Source organism: Variovorax sp. UC74_104 (assembly GCF_044055375.1).
In the GTDB taxonomy this organism is placed as follows: domain Bacteria; phylum Pseudomonadota; class Gammaproteobacteria; order Burkholderiales; family Burkholderiaceae_C; genus Variovorax.
On the sequence record NZ_CP171978.1, the window covers coordinates 4,591,084 to 4,607,993 of the forward strand.

17 protein-coding genes are annotated in these 16,910 nt (G+C 67.6%); 8 read left to right on the forward strand and 9 right to left on the reverse strand.

The window, feature by feature from the left end:
- Positions 1–40 precede the first annotated feature (40 nt).
- The gene (locus ACHMXA_RS21565; RefSeq protein ID WP_395316343.1) at positions 41–679 is read right to left on the reverse strand and encodes a 3-oxoacid CoA-transferase subunit B; all 639 of its coding nucleotides are present in this window, start codon (positions 677–679) and stop codon (positions 41–43) included.
- Position 680: 1 nt separating this feature from the next.
- The gene (locus ACHMXA_RS21570; RefSeq protein WP_176666881.1) at positions 681–1,484 is read right to left on the reverse strand and encodes a CoA transferase subunit A; all 804 of its coding nucleotides are present in this window, start codon (positions 1,482–1,484) and stop codon (positions 681–683) included.
- A 104-nt stretch (positions 1,485–1,588) separates the two neighbouring features.
- Between ACHMXA_RS21570 and ACHMXA_RS21575 the strand changes: the two genes are divergently transcribed.
- A complete protein-coding gene (locus tag ACHMXA_RS21575) occupies positions 1,589–2,155 on the forward strand; it encodes a LuxR C-terminal-related transcriptional regulator (RefSeq protein WP_395316344.1) in 567 nt (188 codons plus the stop codon).
- Positions 2,156–2,325: 170 nt separating this feature from the next.
- Positions 2,326–2,472, forward strand: coding sequence for a hypothetical protein (locus tag ACHMXA_RS21580; RefSeq protein ID WP_176666883.1), 147 nt, complete (start codon positions 2,326–2,328; stop codon positions 2,470–2,472).
- A gap of 16 nt (positions 2,473–2,488) precedes the next feature.
- On the opposite strand, the gene ACHMXA_RS21585 is transcribed toward ACHMXA_RS21580, so the two are convergent.
- From ACHMXA_RS21585 to ACHMXA_RS21600, 4 genes are read right to left on the reverse strand one after another with little or no spacing between them, the layout of a single operon-like run.
- Complete coding sequence (locus tag ACHMXA_RS21585; RefSeq protein WP_395316345.1) at positions 2,489–3,457, reverse strand: Bug family tripartite tricarboxylate transporter substrate binding protein; 969 nt, start codon at positions 3,455–3,457, stop codon at positions 2,489–2,491.
- 51 nt (positions 3,458–3,508) lie between these two features.
- Positions 3,509–3,889, reverse strand: a complete 381-nt coding sequence (locus tag ACHMXA_RS21590) for a VOC family protein (protein ID WP_395316346.1) — start codon at positions 3,887–3,889, stop codon at positions 3,509–3,511.
- Positions 3,886–4,875 (reverse strand): hydroxymethylglutaryl-CoA lyase, encoded by a 990-nt coding sequence (locus ACHMXA_RS21595; protein WP_176666886.1) that lies wholly within the window; start codon positions 4,873–4,875, stop codon positions 3,886–3,888. The genes ACHMXA_RS21590 and ACHMXA_RS21595 overlap by 4 nt, the downstream gene beginning before the upstream one ends.
- Positions 4,872–6,047: a CaiB/BaiF CoA-transferase family protein gene (locus tag ACHMXA_RS21600; RefSeq protein WP_176666887.1), complete on the reverse strand. Its 1,176-nt coding sequence runs from the start codon at positions 6,045–6,047 to the stop codon at positions 4,872–4,874. Before ACHMXA_RS21600 ends, ACHMXA_RS21595 begins: the two co-directional genes overlap by 4 nt.
- Positions 6,048–6,178: 131 nt before the next feature.
- Here ACHMXA_RS21600 and ACHMXA_RS21605 point away from each other — a divergent pair, with 131 nt between their 5' ends.
- Positions 6,179–7,099, forward strand: coding sequence for a LysR family transcriptional regulator (locus ACHMXA_RS21605; protein WP_176666888.1), 921 nt, complete (start codon positions 6,179–6,181; stop codon positions 7,097–7,099).
- Between the two features lie 12 nt (positions 7,100–7,111).
- Here the strand turns inward: ACHMXA_RS21605 and ACHMXA_RS21610 are convergent, their stop codons facing one another.
- Both ACHMXA_RS21610 and adh read right to left on the reverse strand, forming a co-directional pair.
- A complete protein-coding gene (locus ACHMXA_RS21610; RefSeq protein WP_395316347.1) occupies positions 7,112–7,510 on the reverse strand; it encodes a DUF779 domain-containing protein in 399 nt (132 codons plus the stop codon).
- Entirely contained in the window at positions 7,510–9,030 is a 1,521-nt protein-coding gene (gene adh / locus ACHMXA_RS21615) for an aldehyde dehydrogenase (RefSeq protein WP_176666890.1), read from the reverse strand. Before adh ends, ACHMXA_RS21610 begins: the two co-directional genes overlap by 1 nt.
- A 215-nt stretch (positions 9,031–9,245) precedes the next feature.
- Between adh and ACHMXA_RS21620 the strand changes: the two genes are divergently transcribed.
- The 4 genes from ACHMXA_RS21620 to ACHMXA_RS21635 all read left to right on the forward strand — a co-directional run bounded on the left by ACHMXA_RS21620 (position 9,246) and on the right by ACHMXA_RS21635 (position 14,918).
- Positions 9,246–11,135 carry a sigma-54-dependent Fis family transcriptional regulator gene (locus ACHMXA_RS21620; RefSeq protein ID WP_176666891.1) on the forward strand — a complete coding sequence of 630 codons (1,890 nt, stop codon included), beginning with the start codon at positions 9,246–9,248 and terminating at the stop codon, positions 11,133–11,135.
- 123 nt (positions 11,136–11,258) lie between these two features.
- Positions 11,259–12,104, forward strand: coding sequence for a class I SAM-dependent methyltransferase (locus tag ACHMXA_RS21625; RefSeq protein WP_176666892.1), 846 nt, complete (start codon positions 11,259–11,261; stop codon positions 12,102–12,104).
- Between the two features lie 242 nt (positions 12,105–12,346).
- Positions 12,347–13,945: a glucan biosynthesis protein gene (locus ACHMXA_RS21630; protein ID WP_176666893.1), complete on the forward strand. Its 1,599-nt coding sequence runs from the start codon at positions 12,347–12,349 to the stop codon at positions 13,943–13,945.
- 220 nt (positions 13,946–14,165) lie between these two features.
- Positions 14,166–14,918, forward strand: coding sequence for an SDR family NAD(P)-dependent oxidoreductase (locus ACHMXA_RS21635; RefSeq protein WP_176666894.1), 753 nt, complete (start codon positions 14,166–14,168; stop codon positions 14,916–14,918).
- Between the two features lie 3 nt (positions 14,919–14,921).
- Here the strand turns inward: ACHMXA_RS21635 and ACHMXA_RS21640 are convergent, their stop codons facing one another.
- Positions 14,922–15,290 (reverse strand): FKBP-type peptidyl-prolyl cis-trans isomerase, encoded by a 369-nt coding sequence (locus ACHMXA_RS21640; protein WP_176666895.1) that lies wholly within the window; start codon positions 15,288–15,290, stop codon positions 14,922–14,924.
- 178 nt (positions 15,291–15,468) lie between these two features.
- Between ACHMXA_RS21640 and eat the strand changes: the two genes are divergently transcribed.
- A complete protein-coding gene (gene eat, locus ACHMXA_RS21645; protein WP_176666896.1) occupies positions 15,469–16,896 on the forward strand; it encodes an ethanolamine permease in 1,428 nt (475 codons plus the stop codon).
- Positions 16,897–16,910: the final 14 nt, after the last annotated feature.

A 16,910-nucleotide genomic window follows, 5' to 3' on the forward strand; every position in this document is an offset into this window, starting at 1 on the left:
GCGAAAGCGGCCCTTGCGTACTGCAGTGTCGATGCCGCCCTTACTGGATCAGCTTCGCGCCCGTCTTCGCCTGCAGCCCATCGAAGGTGACGCCCGGCGCCAGCTCGACCACCTTCAGGCCCTCAGGCACCACGTCCATCACGGCCAGGTCGGTGATGATGCGGTCGACCACGCCCACGCCGGTCAGCGGCAGGGTGCACTTCTCGAGGATCTTCAGATCCTCGGTGCCGTCCTTCTTCTTGGCGACGTGCTCCATCAGCACGATCACGCGCTTCACGCCGGCCACGAGGTCCATGGCGCCGCCCATACCCTTGACCATCTTGCCGGGGATCATCCAGTTGGCGAGGTCGCCCTTGGTGCTGACCTGCATGGCGCCGAGGATCGACAGGTTGATCTTGCCGCCGCGGATCATCGCGAAGCTGTCATGGCTGCCGAAGATGGCCGAGCCCGGCAGCGTGGTCACGGTCTGCTTGCCGGCGTTGATCAGGTCGGCGTCGACCTGGTCTTCAGTGGGGAATGGGCCGATGCCGAGCATGCCGTTCTCGCTTTGCAGCCACACTTCCTTGTCGCCGGTGTGGTTGGCCACCAGCGTCGGGATGCCGATGCCGAGGTTGACGTAGAAGCCGTCCTCGAGTTCCTGGGCGGCGCGGGCCGCCATCTGGTCTTGGGTCCAGGGCATCTCAGGCTCCTTCTTTCTTGTTGACGACCTTGGCAGGCACTTCGCTGCCGGCTGCTGCCGCGGCGGCGATGGCGGTCTGCGCCTCGACCTTGGCGGCCGCGGCATCGACCGATGCGCTCACGGTGCGCTTCTCGATGCGCTTCTCGGGGTTGGCGTTGAGCACGATGCGGTGCACGTAGATGCCCGGCAGGTGGATGTCGTCGGGGGCCAGCTCGCCCACTTCCACGATCTTCTCGACCTCGACGATGCAGATCTTGCCGGCCATGGCGGCGGCCGGGTTGAAGTTGCGCGCCGTGAGGCGGAAGCGCAGGTTGCCCGACTTGTCGGCCACGTCGGCCTTCACCAGCGCCACGTCGGGCACCAGCGAGCGTTCCATCACATAGGTTTCGCCGTCGAATTCGCGCAGTTCCTTGCCTTCGGCGACCTGGGTGCCCACGCCGGTCTTGGTGAAGAAGGCCGGAATGCCCGCGCCGCCGGCGCGCAGCTTCTCGGCCAGCGTGCCCTGGGGCGTGAACTCCAGGGCCAACTCGCCCGCGAGGTACTGGCGCTCGAACTCCTTGTTCTCGCCGACGTAGGACGCGATCATCTTCTTGATCTGGCGCGTCTCCAGCAGCTTGCCGAGACCGAAGCCGTCGACGCCCGCGTTGTTGGAGATGACGGTGAGGTTCTGCACGCCGGAGTCCTTGAGCGCGTCGATCAGCGCTTCCGGAATGCCGCAGAGGCCGAAGCCGCCGACCGCGAGCATCTGCCCGTCGGCGACGATCCCCTTGAGTGCCGCGTCAGCGGTGGGAAAAATCTTGTTCACTCGAGCTCCTCGATGGATGAATGAAAGTGGGTGAGAAAGGGTGGGGAAACCCCTGAACGATACTACCTACTCGCATACGTAGTATTTCGTAATGGAGACCCCCGATGCCCGAGATCGATTACCGGCTGGCGTTTGAACACGCCCCCGTCGGCATGGTGGTGTCGAGCAACCGCACCATCGTGGCGTGCAACCTGCGCGTTTGCGAGATTTTTGGAGCAACGCCCTCCGCGCTGGTCGGGCATTCGTTCAGCATCCTCTACCCCAGCGTGGCCGAGTTCGAGCGCATCGGCAAGCGCATGGAGCCGTTTCTCAACGCCAGCGGGCACTACGCCGACAACCGCATGATGAAGCGGCTGGGCAGCCTGCACGGCGCCATCGCCGACGAGACCTTCTGGTGCCACGTCACCGGCCACGCCATGAACCGCGACGCCCCCCACGAGGCCGGCATCTGGACCTTCGAGGACCTGGGCTCGCGCCGCGCAGTCAAGGCCGAGCTCACGCCGCGCGAGCGCGAGGTGGCGGCGCAGGTGATGCGCGGGCTGACCTCGAAGGAGATCGGCAAGGCGCTGGGCATCAGCCACCGCACCGTCGAACTCCACCGCGCGCGGCTGATGCGCAAGTACTCGGCCGCGACCACGGCGGAGCTGGTTCAGAAGCTGATCGCGGGCTGATCAGCGAGCTCGCCGACTCGTAAGCCCCGGCCGAAGTTCCGCTCGGCGGCCGCCCCATCGTTGCGAAAACGGAAACGCCGTGTCGACGAAACGCCTGTGCCGCAGCGCGCCGCGAGGCCTATCGTGGAGGCCATCCGGGGCAAGAAGCCCGCAACACACAGGAGTCCGAAATGTCCACACCCATCCATTCCGAACGCAGCCTCCTGCTGCAGACCCAGGCCTCGGTCGCCCGCGCCCATGCGCTCGCGGTGCGGCAGCTGCCGGTCGCGATGACGCTGTCCGCGATCATCCTGTCGATCATCAACGTCAGGCTGTAGCTAGCCGCGCCCGGAATCAATCGGGTTTGATGTCCGCCGACTTGATCACCTTCGACCAGGTCGCCAGTTCCTGGTCGACGAATTTCGCGAGCGTCGGCGAGTCCATGTAGGTGGCGAAGGCGCCCTGCTCGTCCACCTTCCTGCGGAAGGCCTCGCTCTCCACGATCTTGCGCAGTTCGGCGCCGAGCCTGTTGACGACTTCCGGCGGCGTCTTCGCAGGCGCGAACACCGCGAACCACGACTCGACCTCGTAGCCCGGCAACCCCGCCTCGGCCGAGGTTGGCACGTCGGGCATCGACGGATGACGCTTGCTGCCCGTGTACGCCAGCGGCCTGATGCGCCCGCCCGCGAAGTGGCCGATGACGGAGGGCGGCGTGGTGATGAACATGTCCACGTTGCCCGAGATCAGGTCGTTGATCGCCGGCCCCGAGCCCTTGTAAGGCACGTGAGTCATCGCCTGCTTCGCCTGCCGCGACAGCAGCTCGCCCGCGATGTGCTGGATCGAGCCGTTGCCCGAGGAGGCATAGAACAGCCCACCCTCCTTCTTCCTGCCGTACTCGATGAGCTCCTTCATCGACTTCACCGGCAGCTTGCCGCTCACCGCGACCACGTGCGGCGCGCGCATCACCATCGCCACCGGCACGAAGTCCTTGGTGGGGCTCCACTTGATGTTCGGGTAGAGCGACGGGTTGCCCACGTGGTAGCCCGAGTACTGCATCAGCAGCGTGTAGCCGTCGGGCGCGGCGCGCGCCACGAACTCAGTGCCGATGTTGCCGCTCGCGCCGGGCTTGTTGTCGACCACGACGGGCTGGCCCAGCGCGCGCTGCAGGGGCTCACCGACGAGGCGCGCCATGATGTCGGTCGAGCCCGCCGGCGCGGTCGGCACGACCATCGTGATCGGTTTCGAGGGCCAGGCGTCGGCAGCGCCCGCAGCCGAAGCGGACAGCGCGAGGCCGACCGCGATCAGGCGGTGGATGGGTTTCATGGTTTGTCTCCGGTGGTTTTGTATTTGCTGGCTGTCTTCGGCGCCTCGCCCTCAGGGCGACAGCTCCGAGATCTCGATCAGGTTGAGATCGGGGTCGCGCACATAGACCGAGCGGATGCGCGAGGTCGCGCCCGTGCGCATCACCGGCCCTTCGAGGATCGGCACGCCCTGCTCGGCAAGACGGGCAATGACTTCGTCGAGCGGCACGCTGGCGATGAAGCACAGGTCCAGCGAGCCGGGCGTGGGCAGCTGCGCCTTGGGCTCGAACTCGTGGCCCTTCACATGCAGGTTGATCTTCTGGTTGCCGAAGCGGAAGGCCTTGCGCCCGGCGCCGAAGCTTTCCAGAGACATGCCCATCACGTCGACGTAGAAGCGGATGCAGGCTTCTTCGTGCGCGGTGGTCAGCACGAGGTGGTCCAGGTGGTCGATCATGGCTGCAGCTCCTTCGGTGCGTGCCCGCGCTCCCGTGCGCGAGCCACGATGTCGTTGAAATCCAGCGGCGGCGCATGCCGCTTCAGCCGATGGCCGGCGCGCGAAACCTGGGCGGGCAGATCGTGCTGCAGCAGCGCCTCCAGCGCCACCGCGGTGCCGATAAGGCCCGCGAGATCCATGCCGGTGTCGTAGCCCATGCACTGCAGCATGTGGACCACGTCCTCGGTCGCCACGTTGCCGGTCGCGCCGGGCGCGTAGGGACAGCCGCCGATGCCGCCGAGCGACATGTCGAGCCGGCGGATGCCGGCCTCCACCGCCGCCACCGTGTTCACCAGCCCCATGCCGCGCGTGTTGTGGAAGTGGGCCGTCCATTGCAGCGCCGGATGACTCGCCATCACCGCTTCGCAGATCTCGCCCACCTGCGTGGGATAGGCCATGCCCGTGGTGTCGCACAGCGTGATGCCCTGCACCTCCAGCGCGGCGAAGCGGTCGATCCAGTCCTGCACGGAAGCCAGCGGCACCTCGCCCTCCATCGGGCAGCCGAACACGCATGAGAGCGACACGTTCACCGGCACGCCAGCCTGCTTCGCCAGCCCGATCACGCCGGCCAGCTGCGCGAACGACTGCTCCCGCGTCATCCGCAGGTTGGCGAGGTTGTGCGTTTCGCTCGCGGACATGACGATGTTGAACTCGTCGATGCGGCTTTCCAGCGCGCGCTCCGCACCGCGCACATTGGGCACCAGCGCTGTGTAGACCACGCCGGGGCGGCGGGCGATGCGATTCATCACCTCCTCGCCGTCGCGCAGCGCGGGAATCGCCTTCGCCGAGGTGAACGACGTGACTTCGATCTTCGCGTAGCCCAGGCCGCTGAGCCGGTCGATCAGCGCGATCTTGTCCTCCGTGGGGATGAAGCGGCTCTCCATCTGGAAGCCGTCGCGCGTGGCGACCTCGTTGATGAAAAGCCGCGTGCCGTTGCCCGCCTTCATGCCGCCACTCCTTCGCTGCGGCGCACGGGCCATCCGCCGCCGCGCAGATCGCCATCGTGCTCGCCCAGCCGCGGCGCGGGGTGCGCAATGCGGCCCGGCGTGGCGCTGAGCTTGGGCACCACGCCCGGCACCTTGAGCGTGGAGCCGTCGGAAGTCGGTGCTTCCACGATCATTCCGCGCGCCAGGTATTGCGGGTCGCTCGCGATGTCGGCCACCGTGTAGATGCGACCGACCGGCACGCCCGCCGCATCGAGCGCGGCCAGCACCTCGTCGCGGCTGCGCTGCAGCGTCCACGCCTCGATGGCGGCGTCGATCTCCTCCACGCGCAGCACGCGGCCGTCGTTATGAAGCAACCCGGGGTCGTTTTCCAGGTCTTCGCGGCCGATGGCGCGCATCAGGCGCCGGAAGATGCTGTCGCCGTTGCCGGCCACCAGCACGTAGTGGCCGTCTGCGCAGCGGTAGGCGTTGGTCGGCGCGATGCCGGGCAGCGCGCTGCCGGCGCGCTCGCGCACGGCTCCGAACGCGTCGTACTCCGGCAGCAGGCTTTCCATCACGTTGAACACCGACTCGTAGAGCGCCACGTCGATGAACTGCCCTTCGCCGCCATGGACGGTGCGGTGGTGCAGCGCAGTCAGCACGCCGATCACGCCATGCAGCGCCGCCAGCGTGTCACCCAGCGACACACCCACGCGCACCGGCACCCGCCCCGGCTCGCCGCTCAGGTAGCGCAGGCCGCCCATCGATTCGCCGAGCACGCCGAAGCCGGGCTTGTCGCGATAGGGCCCTGTCTGCCCGTAGCCCGAGATGCGCAGCATGATGAGACGCGGGTTCAGCGCATGCAGCTCTTCCCAGCCCAGGCCCCAGCCTTCGAGCGTGCCGGGCTTGAAGTTCTCGATCAGCACGTCGGCCTCGACCGCCAGTGCGCGCACGGCCTCCTGACCTTCGGTGCTGCGCAGGTCCAGGCACACCGAGCGCTTGTTGCGCGACTGCACCTCCCACCACGCCGAGGTGCCGTTGTCGCGCAGCAGCCGCCACTTGCGCAGCGGATCGCCGACGCCGGCCGACTCGACCTTGATCACGTCGGCGCCGAACTCCGCCAGCGTCTTGCCGGCGAAGGGTCCGGCGATGAGCTGGCCGAGCTCCAGCACCTTCAGGCCTTCGAGTGCATTCATGTCCGCGTCCGTCTCCTTGGTTGGGCTGGCCCCGACTCTAGGAACGGATCGCGGAATGCGGAATTGCTTTGGCGGCAGCACCTCTTCGCGAAATGCGAAGGGGCGCCCTCGGCTCTCCCTAGAATCCGCCGATGGCCAGCACCATCAATCCCGCGCGTGTCGATTTCGTGACGCTTCGCCTGTTCTGCGCTGTCGCGCAATCCGGCAGCATCACCAAGGGCGCGGAGGCATGCCACCTCGCGCTCTCGGCGGCGAGCAGGCGGCTCTCCGATTTCGAAGCGGCCACCGGATCGAAGCTGCTAGAGCGCAGTTCGCAAGGCATAGCCCTCACGCCCGCGGGCCATGTGGCGATGCAGCATGCGATGCGGCTTTTCCAGGGCTTCGAGCAGTTCAGCAGCGAGCTCGGCGACTACTCGAGCGGCGTGCGCGGCCATGTTCGGCTGTGGGCCAACATGTCGGCGCTGACGGAGTTCCTGCCCACCACGCTCGCGGCCTTCCTCGCGCAGCACCCCGACATCCGCGTCGAGGTCGAGGAGCAGCTCAGCGGCGACATCGTGCGCGCGCTCGTCGACGGGCTGGCAGACGTCGGCGTGTTCGCCGAGAACACCCCTGCCTACGGTCTCGACGTGCAGCCCTTCCAGACCGACGAGCTCGTGGTGCTGTGCGCAAGGCAGCATCCGCTGGCGCGAAGCCGCGTGAAGCAGACGGATTTCAGGAGCTGCCTCGCGCACGAGTTCGTGGGGCTGAACCGCAGCAGCTCGCTGCTCGAACTCACTTCGCGCGCGGCCGAGCAGGCCGGCATCCCGATGCGCCTGCGCGTGCAAGTGCGCAGCTTCGACGCGATGTGCCACATGATCGCCGCCAACCTGGGCATCGGCGTGGTGCCGCTGGCGGCGTGCAAGGCGCAGGTGGAGGCGCTCGACCTGAAGGTCGTGCGGCTCAGGGATGTGTGGGCCACGCGGCGGCTGCTGATGGCGACGAAGACGGGGGCCGACCTGTCCCCTGCTGCGAAGCTGCTGGTGCGACAGCTCCTGCACCCGGCCGGAGCCTGAGACCCCACCCGATCAGGCTCGACGAGTCCGGCTCGCCTCCCCGGCCTCCAGCACCGCCCACTCCTCGTCGGTGAAGAGCCGCGAGCGCGTCAAGAACCGCACGCCCTGCGGCCCCTCCAGCGAGAACATGCCGCCGCGCCCCGGCACCACGTCGATGATCAGCTGCGTGTGCTGCCAATACTCGAACTGCGGCCCGCTGATGTAGAACGGCATGCCGCCGATGTGCCCCAGCAGCCGGTCGTAGTCGCCCACGATGAACTCGCCCAGGGCGTAGCACATTGGCGCGCTGCCGTCGCAGCAGCCGCCCGACTGATGGAACATCAGCGGGCCGTGCCTGGCGGCGAGCCTGTCGATCAGCGCGAGCGCGGCATCGGTCGCGGTGACGCGCAGGACTTCGCCGTTGCCGCTCATCAGAAGAAGCCCAGCTTGTTCTCGCTGTAGCTCACCAGCAGGTTCTTGGTCTGCTGGTAGTGGTCGAGCATCATCTTGTGGTTCTCGCGGCCGATGCCCGACTGCTTGTAGCCGCCGAAGGCCGCGTGCGCCGGATAGTGGTGGTAGCAGTTGGTCCACACTCGGCCGGCCTGGATGCCGCGGCCCATGCGGAAGGCGCGGTTCATGTCGCGGCTCCACACGCCGGCGCCGAGGCCGTAGAGGGTGTCGTTGGCAATCGCCAGCGCCTCTTCCTCGTCCTTGAAGGTGGTGACCGAGACCACCGGGCCGAAGATTTCTTCCTGGAAGATGCGCATCCTGTTGTTGCCCCTGAACACGGTCGGCTTCACGTAGTAGCCGCCGGCGAGGTCGCCTTCGAACTGCTGGCGCTCGCCGCCGATCAGCACCCTCGCGCCCTCCTGCCTGCCGATGTCGAGGTACGACAGGATCTTCTCCAGCTGCTCGCTGGAGGCCTGCGCGCCGATCATGGTGGCCATGTCCAGCGGGCTGCCCTGCTTGATGGCGGCCACGCGCTTGAGTGCGCGCTCCATGAAGCGGTCGTAGATCGACTCCTGGATCAGCGCGCGCGACGGGCAGGTGCAGACCTCGCCCTGGTTCAGCGCGAACATCGCGAAGCCTTCGAGCGCCTTGTCGAAGAAGGCGTCGTCCTTGTCCATCACGTCGGCGAAGAAGATGTTGGGCGACTTGCCGCCCAGCTCCAGCGTGACCGGAATCAGGTTCTGGCTCGCGTACTGCGAGATCAGCCGGCCGGTGGTGGTCTCGCCGGTGAAAGCGATCTTGCCGATGCGGTTGCTCGACGCCAGCGGCTTACCCGCCTCCACGCCGAAGCCGTTGACCACGTTCAGCACGCCCGGCGGCAGCAGGTCGCCGATCACTTCCATCAGCACCAGGATCGACACCGGCGTCTGCTCGGCTGGCTTGATCACCACGCAGTTGCCGGCCGCGAGCGCGGGCGCCAGCTTCCACACCGCCATCAGGATCGGGAAGTTCCACGGAATGATCTGACCGACCACGCCGATGGGCTCATGGAAGTGGTACGCGAAGGTTTCATGGTCGATCTCGCTGATGCCGCCTTCCTGCGAGCGCACGCACGAGGCGAAGTAGCGGAAGTGGTCGATGGCCAGCGGCAGGTCGGCGGCGGTGGTCTCTCGGATGGGCTTGCCGTTGTCCCAGGTCTCGGCCGCCGCGAGGATGGCCAGGTTCTCCTGCATGCGATCGGCGATCCTGTTGAGGATGTTCGCGCGCTCGGTGGTCGAGGTGCGGCCCCAGGCAGTCTTGGCCTTGTGCGCGGCGTCCAGCGCACGTTCGATGTCGGCCGCGGTGGAGCGAGGCACCTCGCAGAAGACCTTGCCGGTGACGGGCGTGATGTTCTCGAAATACTGGTTCTCCGCCGGTGCGACCCATTCGCCGCCGATGTAGTTGCCGTAGCGCTTCTTGAAAGGCACCGCGGTACCGAATTTGCCCGGTTCGAGCATGTCCATGACGTTGTCTCCATGTGCAGAGTGATGGCACCGCGACATGCGGCGGCCGCACGCTCAAGCGCAAGCCGCGTACCCGGCCGGATCGGTAGATTCCCGGAGCGCCGTGCCGGAGGAAGCCGGCCCCGGCAGCGGGTTTTCATTCGCAATCTGCGACATGTTCCGGCGAACATGGCGACTACGATGTCGCACAAGGCGAAACACCATCGGAGACACGCATGAGTGCACAGGCGCAGTTGCCGTCGATCGCAGTGGCACAGGCCCGGGAGCTCTTCTTCGGCCAGGGCGCCGACCCTGCGCCCTGGATCGCGCCGCACATCTCGCGCTCCTGGCAGCGCAGCCGCCCGGTCGACCACCATGCCGTCGACCCCGAGCCGATGGCGCTCGCCCTGCTGAGCGAAAGGCGCGAGCAGGCCGTGCGCCTCTTGAACTGCGCGCAGCCCGAGCTCGACGGCCTGGCCGAGCATGCGATAGGCAACGGCTGCGTGGTGATCCTGTCGGACGCCAGCGGGCTCATCCTCGAGGAGATCGGCAGCCCCGACTTCCTGCCCAAGGCCCAGCGCATTGCGCTGCAGCCGGGCGTGGAATGGTCGGAGCACCATCGGGGCACCAACGCCATCGGCACCGCGCTGGCCGAGCGCGAGGCGCTGATGGTGCTGGGCGGCGAGCACTACCTGGAGCAGAACGGCGGGCTCGGCTGCGCGGCGGCGCCGATCTTCACCGGGCGCGGCGAGCTCGCGGGCGCGCTCGACATCTCGGGTGAAACCGTGCGCGTGAACACGCACGCGCTCGGACTGGTGCGCATGGCGGCGCAGCAGGTCGAGCACCGCATGTTGCTGGCCGAGGCCGGCGGCCACGTGCTGCGCTTCCATGCGCGGCCGGCGCTGATCGGCACGGCGCGCGAGGGGCTGATGGTGATCGAGGGAGGCCGCATCGTCGCGGCCAACCGCGTGGCGCTCGAGCTGTTCGGCCGCTCCTGGAAAGACCTGCTCGACCTGGACGCCGACGACTTCCTCGGCCCGAACTGGCCGCGCATGGAGTACCGGCGCGGCCTGCTCACACTGCCGGGCGGGCGGCAGATCGCGACGGTGATGGAGCGCTCGAGCACGCCGGGCAGCACACGTGCGACGCAGCGGCGCAGCGTGTCATCAGTGCCATCGCAGGGCGCAGCCGAGACCGACGACGTGCAGCCGCTGCTGCACAAGGCCGTGCGGGTGCTCAACGAAGGCGTCTCGGTGCTGGTCAACGGCGAGACCGGCAGCGGCAAGGAGGTGTTCTCGCGCCGGCTGCATGCCGCCAGCCGGCGCAGCGCAGGTCCCTTCGTCGCGGTGGATTGCGCCTCGCTGCCCGAGACGCTGATCGAGTCGGAACTCTTCGGCTACGAGCAAGGCGCCTTCACCGGTGCCAGGCGCAAGGGCATGGCCGGCCGCATCCGCGAAGCCGACGGCGGCGTGCTGTTTCTCGACGAGATCGCGGAGATACCGCTGGCCCTGCAGACCCGCCTGCTGCGCGTGCTGGAGGAACGCGTGGTCACCCCTCTGGGCGGCGGCCAGGGCGTGCCGGTGGACTTCGACCTGGTCTGCGCCACGCACGGCCATCTGCCCTCGCTGGTGGAGGCCGGCCGCTTTCGTGCGGACCTGATGTACCGGGTGGCCGGCTTCACCGTCACGCTGCCGGCGCTGAGGCAGCGCGACGACAGGCATGCGCTGATCTCGCGGCTGTTCCTCGAAGCGGGCGGCGCGGCGAAGCATCTGCAGCTGGAGGCCGACGCGCTGGAAGCCTTGGCTGCATACCGCTGGCCCGGCAATGTGCGCGAACTGCGCAGCACGCTGCGCTCCATCGTGGCGCTGGCCGATGCGGGTGATGCGGTGACGGCGGCCATGCTTCCGCCGCATCTGTTGAGCGGTCACGTGGCACATGCCGGGCAGGCGCCGATGTCGGAACCGCCGCAGGCGGCTCCCCTGCAGGCGATGACGCGCCACGCCCTCGACGAAGCGCTGAAGGCCTGCGACCACGACGTCGCGAAAGCCGCGCGCAGGCTGGGCATTCATCGCAGCACGATCTACCGGCATCTCGCGCGCCAGCGCGGCAAGCCAGCCGCCGACTGACGTCGAACGTACGCGCCCGGGCCCATATCACGCCCGGCACGCACCGCCGACCGCTACCAAAGACTGACTTGCCCCGGGGTGCCGGAGCGGCCAGACTTTGCGCGAAGCGCAGCTTCAGCATTCATGACCACCCGCAAATCCGTCCGCCGCCTGTCCGCCGTTCCCTCCACCCTGCGGATTCCCCTGGCCGCGCGCGCCTCGGGCGACACGATGTTCCCGCAGGTGGCCGTGCGCGACGCATATGCCGCGGGCATCCTCGAACAGATCCGCGACGAGGGCGACCCGCTGCCGGAAGACCGGGCCACCATCTACGGCATCCTCTCGCGCACCCGGCGCTTCCGCAGCCTGGCACAGGACTTCCTCAAGCTGCACCCCGGCGCACGCATCGTGAACATGGGCTGCGGCCTGAGCCACTACTTCCAGTGGCTCGACGACGGCAAGTCGCGCATGACCGATGCCGACCTGCCAGAGGTGCTCGAACTGCGCCGCGAATTGCTTCCCGAGCCCGGCGAGCGCCACGACCTGCGCGAACTCGACCTCACCGCCTCCGATTGGTGGGAGCAACTGGGCCTGCCGGGCAAGCGCGACGCGCAGCCGGTGTTCCTCTTCACCGAAGGCGTGCTGATGTACCTGGAGCCCGAGCAGGTCCAGGCGGTGCTCGCCACCTTCGGCGAGCGCGCCCCTGCGGGCTCGGTGCTGGCCTTCGACGCGATGTGCTGGCTGGCGGTGGGGCGCGGCAGGCAGCATCCGTCGGTGCGCGTGACCGGGGCCGAATTCAAGTGGGGCATCCGCCGCTCGGCCGAACTGACGCAGCCCCATCCGCGCCTGGGCCTCGACGGCACCTACCGGGTGCTCGAAGGCTTCGGCCTGCCCTACACGCTGTTCGCGCCGATGGTCATGCTGTTCTTGGGCGTGCCGCTCTACGCGCTCTACGCGCTGACGGCAACGGACCAAACCGCCGATACATGAAGGCACAATTTTCCGGAGACGGGGCGGATTGCCGGCTTTGTCCGGCCTGCGCTGCGCGGATTGGCTGACGCGGCAAGCCGCCTGGCCGTGCCAAGCTCGGGGGTGTTCCCGGTCATCGAGCGGGGCATCGGGCGGGATGAGGCGGAGAATGCTCTATCGTTCCCGCCTTCCACCCGACCTCGACGGCCTTTTTCTTCCTCTCATCTCCCTCTTCCCCAAGATTCGCAACCCTCAAGAACCACATGCTTGATCGCCGATCCTTCCTTGCCGCCGGTGGTGCCGCTGCCGCACTCGCCGCCCTCGGACTGCCCGAAGAGGCACTGGCCGCCAACGGCCTGCAACTGAGCCAGCCCACCCCCTTCTCCTTCGACGCGCTGGTCGCGCAGGCGAAGGCGCTGGCCGCCAAGCCCTATGCCGCACCCGCGCCGCTGGCACCCGAGGTGCTCGAGCGCATCGACTACGACGCGCACGGCAAGATCAAGTTCGACCCGGCCAACGCCCTCTTCCGCGACGGCCCGGGCGCCTTCCCGGTCACCTTCTTTCATCTGGGGCGCTTCTTCCAGACCCCGGTACGCATGAACGTTCTGGAGAACACCGACGGCGACGCCTTCGCGCGCGAGGTGCTCTACAGCCCCTCCTACTTCTCGATGCCGCCCGACAGCCCCGCGCGCTCGCTGCCGCCCGGCGCAGGCTTCGCCGGCTTCCGCCTTCAGGAAAGCCGCCTGGGCGACCAGGGCAAGCTCGACTGGCAGAAGAACGACTGGGTGGCCTTCCTCGGCGCCTCTTACTTCCGCGCCATCGGCGAGCTCTACCAATACGGCCTCTCGGCGCGCGGCATCGCGCTCGACGTGGCGGTGCCCGACCGGCCCGAGGAGTTCCCGAACTTCACGCGCTTCTACTTCGAGACACCGGCCGCCAGCAACACGACCTCGATGACGGTCTACGCGCTGCTCGAAGGGCCGAGCGTGACGGGCGTGTTCAAGTTCGTCATGCAGCGCACCAAGGCCGTCATCATGGACATCGATGCGCGCCTGTTCATGCGCAAGGACGTGGCCCGCCTGGGACTGGTGCCGCTCACGTCGATGTACTGGTACTCCGAAACCATCAAGCCCACCGCCATCGACTGGCGCCCCGAGGTGCACGACTCCGACGGCCTGGCCATCTGGAACGGCGCGGGCGAGCGCATCTGGCGCCCGCTCAACAACCCGACGCAAACGCGCGCATCGGCCTTCGCCGACACCAGGCCGCGCGGCTTCGGCCTGCTGCAGCGCGACCGCGCCTTCGACCACTACCAGGACGGCGTGAACTACGAGAAGCGCCCGAGCCTGTGGATCGAACCGCTGGGCGACTGGGGCGAGGGTTCGGTGCAACTCATCGAGATCCCGACCGACGACGAGATCCACGACAACATCGTCGCCTTCTGGGTGCCCAAGGCCGACGCGAAGGCCGGCTCCAGCTACAGCCTGCAGTACCGGCTGCACTGGACCGACCAGGAGCCCTTCCCGTCGCCGCTGGCGCGCTGCGTGGCCACGCGCATCGGCCGCGGCGGCCAGCCGGGCCAGCCGAGGCCGCAGGGCGTGCGCAAGTTCATGGTGGAGTTCATCGGCCAGCCGCTGACGACCGTGCCCTTCGGCGTGAAGCCCGAGGTGGTGCTGACGGCGGCAAAGGGCAAGTTCTCGTACGTATTCGCCGAGGCCGTGCCCAACGGCGTGCCGGGCCACTGGCGCGCGCAGTTCGACTTCACGCCCGAAGGCAACGAACCGATCGACATGCGCCTGTACCTGAAGAACGGCGACCAGACGCTCACCGAAACCTGGCTGTACCAGTACCAGCCAAGTTGAAACCAAGCTCGGCGCTCAGGTGCCGGGCGGTCGGAAAGGCCATGGGCAAACACGCCCATGGCCTTTCCGGCCTGCCGCCGGATTTCCGATTCCGAACTCCGGATTGTTGGCGATTCGTGAATAGACAAATCCCGCGCGCCGTCTTGGTCCGCGTGGGGGTCGCGCCCAAACTTCTTCCAACCGACAACGCTGCACTGCGGCAACAACCAAGGAAGTAGTCATGACCCTCAAGCTCGACAACAAGGTCGCCCTCGTCACCGGCGGCACCAGCGGCATCGGCCTGGCCACCGCTCAACGCTTCGTGGCCGAAGGCGCGCACGTGTTCATCACCGGCCGCCGCCAGGCCGAACTCGACGCGGCCGTGAAAACCATCGGCCGCAACGTGACAGGCGTGCTCGGCGACGTGTCGAAGCTCGACGACCTCGACCGGCTCTACGCCACCATCAAGCAGGAAAAAGGCCGCCTCGACGTGCTGTTCGCCAACGCGGGCGGCGGCAGCCTTGTGCCGCTGGGTCAGATTACCGAGGAGCACTTCGACAAGATCTTCGGCACCAATGTCCGCGGCCTGCTCTTCACCGTACAGAAGGCGCTGCCGCTGATGCCCAAGGGCTCATCGATTGTTCTGAACGCCTCCATCACCAGCATCAAGGGCAATCCGGCCTTCAGCGTCTACAGCGCCACCAAGGCGGCTGTGCGGAGCTTTGCACGCAGTTGGACGGTGGACCTGAAGGACGCCGGCATCCGCGTGAACGCCGTGAGCCCCGGCGTGGTGCCGACCCCCGCCCATGAACTGCTGGGCCTCACGCCGGAGCAGGTGCAGGGCTTCATCGAGGGCCAGGCCCAGAACATCCCGCTGGGCCGGGTCGGCACGCCTGACGAAATCGCCAAGGCCGTGGTTTTTCTGGCCTCCGACGACAGTAGCTTCGTGAATGGCATCGAGCTGTTCGTCGACGGCGGCATGGCGCAGATCTGACGATCAGCGCTTCGTGACCGAGATCAGCTCGACCTCGAAGTTGAGCGTGGCGTTCGGCGGGATCACGCCGCCGGCGCCGCGCGAGCCGTATGCGATGGAAGGCGGGCAGGTCAGCTTGGCCTTGCCGCCGGGCTTCATCTTCTGCACGCCTTCGGTCCAGCACGGGATCACGCCGTTGAGCGGGAACTCGGTGGGTTCGCCGCGCTTGTAGGAGCTGTCGAATTCCTTGCCGCTGTCGGGGAAGGTGCCGCGGTAGTGCACCTTGACCACGTCGGTGGCCGCCGGCGATGCACCGGTGCCTTCCTTGAGCGACTGGTAGACCAGGCCGCTGGACGTGGTCACGGGCGCGGACTGCGCGAACGCGGCGGGCATGGCAAGGACGGACACGAGAGCGGCACAGAAAAGAGACTTCACAGAACACCTCGAAGGTTGGGAGACCCCGATTATGGCCAGCGGTCCATACCGGTCTCCTCATGCGCGGCCGCATTGGTGGAACGGCCCTTGCTTTGGCGAATGTGCACTGTCAACATTCACGAAGAGAGGAAGTCGCATGAACTCCACCACCGCCGCCGGCACGGCCGCATCGCCTGCCCCCGCAGGCACAGGCCATCTCAAGAAGGTGCTCGGCCCCGTCCAGCTCTGGGGCATCGCGGTGGGCCTCGTCATATCGGGTGAGTACTTTGGTTGGAGCTACGGCTGGAACACGGCCGGCACGCTGGGCTTCCTGGTCGCCACGGTGCTGGTGGCGACCATGTACACCACCTTCATCTTCAGCTTCACCGAGCTTTCCACCGCCATTCCGCACGCGGGCGGTCCTTTCGCCTACGCGCGCCGCGCCTTCGGGCCCAACGGCGGCTTCGTCGCAGGCTTCGCGACGCTGATCGAATTCGTGTTCGCGCCGCCGGCCATCGCGCTGGCCATCGGCGCATACCTCAACGTGCAGTTCCCGGGCATCAACCCGAAGTGGTTCGCGCTCGGCGCGTACGTGATCTTCATCGGGCTGAACTGGATCGGCGTGGGCATCGCCGCGGCCTTCGAGCTCTTCGTGACGGTGCTGGCCATCGTCGAGCTGTTGGTGTTCATGGGCGTGGTCACGCCGGGCTGGACCATGGCGAACTTCGTGGCCAACGGCTGGGCCGGCGGCAGCGTGCTGAACGGCGCGGCCATCGCGGGCATCTTCGCGTCGATCCCGTTCGCGATCTGGTTCTTCCTGGCCATCGAGGGCGCGGCCATGGCGGCCGAGGAGGCGCGCGACCCGCACCGCACCATTCCCATCGCCTACACAACGGGCATCGTCACGCTGGTAGTGCTGGCCTTCGGCGTGATGATCTTCGCGGGCGGCGTGGGCGACTGGCGCAAGCTCGCCAACATCAACGATCCGCTGCCGCAGGCCATGAAGGCCGTGGTGGGCGAGAGCAGCGGCTGGCTGCACATGCTGGTGTGGATCGGCCTCTTCGGGCTGATCGCATCGTTCCACGGGATCATCATGGGCTACTCGCGCCAGATCTTCGCGCTGGCGCGCGCGGGCTACCTGCCGCGCTACTTCGCCGGCCTGAGCCCGCGCTTCGACACGCCGCACCGCGCGCTGCTGGCCGGCGGCGTGATCGGCGTCATCGCCATCTTCAGCGACGAGTGGGTGCAGTTCGGCGGCCAGACGCTCACGGCAAACATCGTGACCATGGCTGTGCTCGGCGCCATCGTGATGTACCTGATCTCGATGGCCGCGCTCTTCAAGCTGCGCCGCAGCGAGCCGGACCTGCTGCGCACCTACCGCGCGCCCTTCTACCCCGTGTTCCCGGCCATCGCCCTGGGCCTCGGCGTGGTGTGCCTGGGCGCGATGGTGTCGTTCAACGGCATGCTCACGCTGCTGTTCATCGTGCTGATGGCCGCCGCCTACGGCTACTTCCTGCTGACATCGGGGCAGCGCGATGCGGCAGCGCCCGACGAGATGCTGTCTTCCCGGACCACCGGCTCCTGACACCGGGCCCCTCC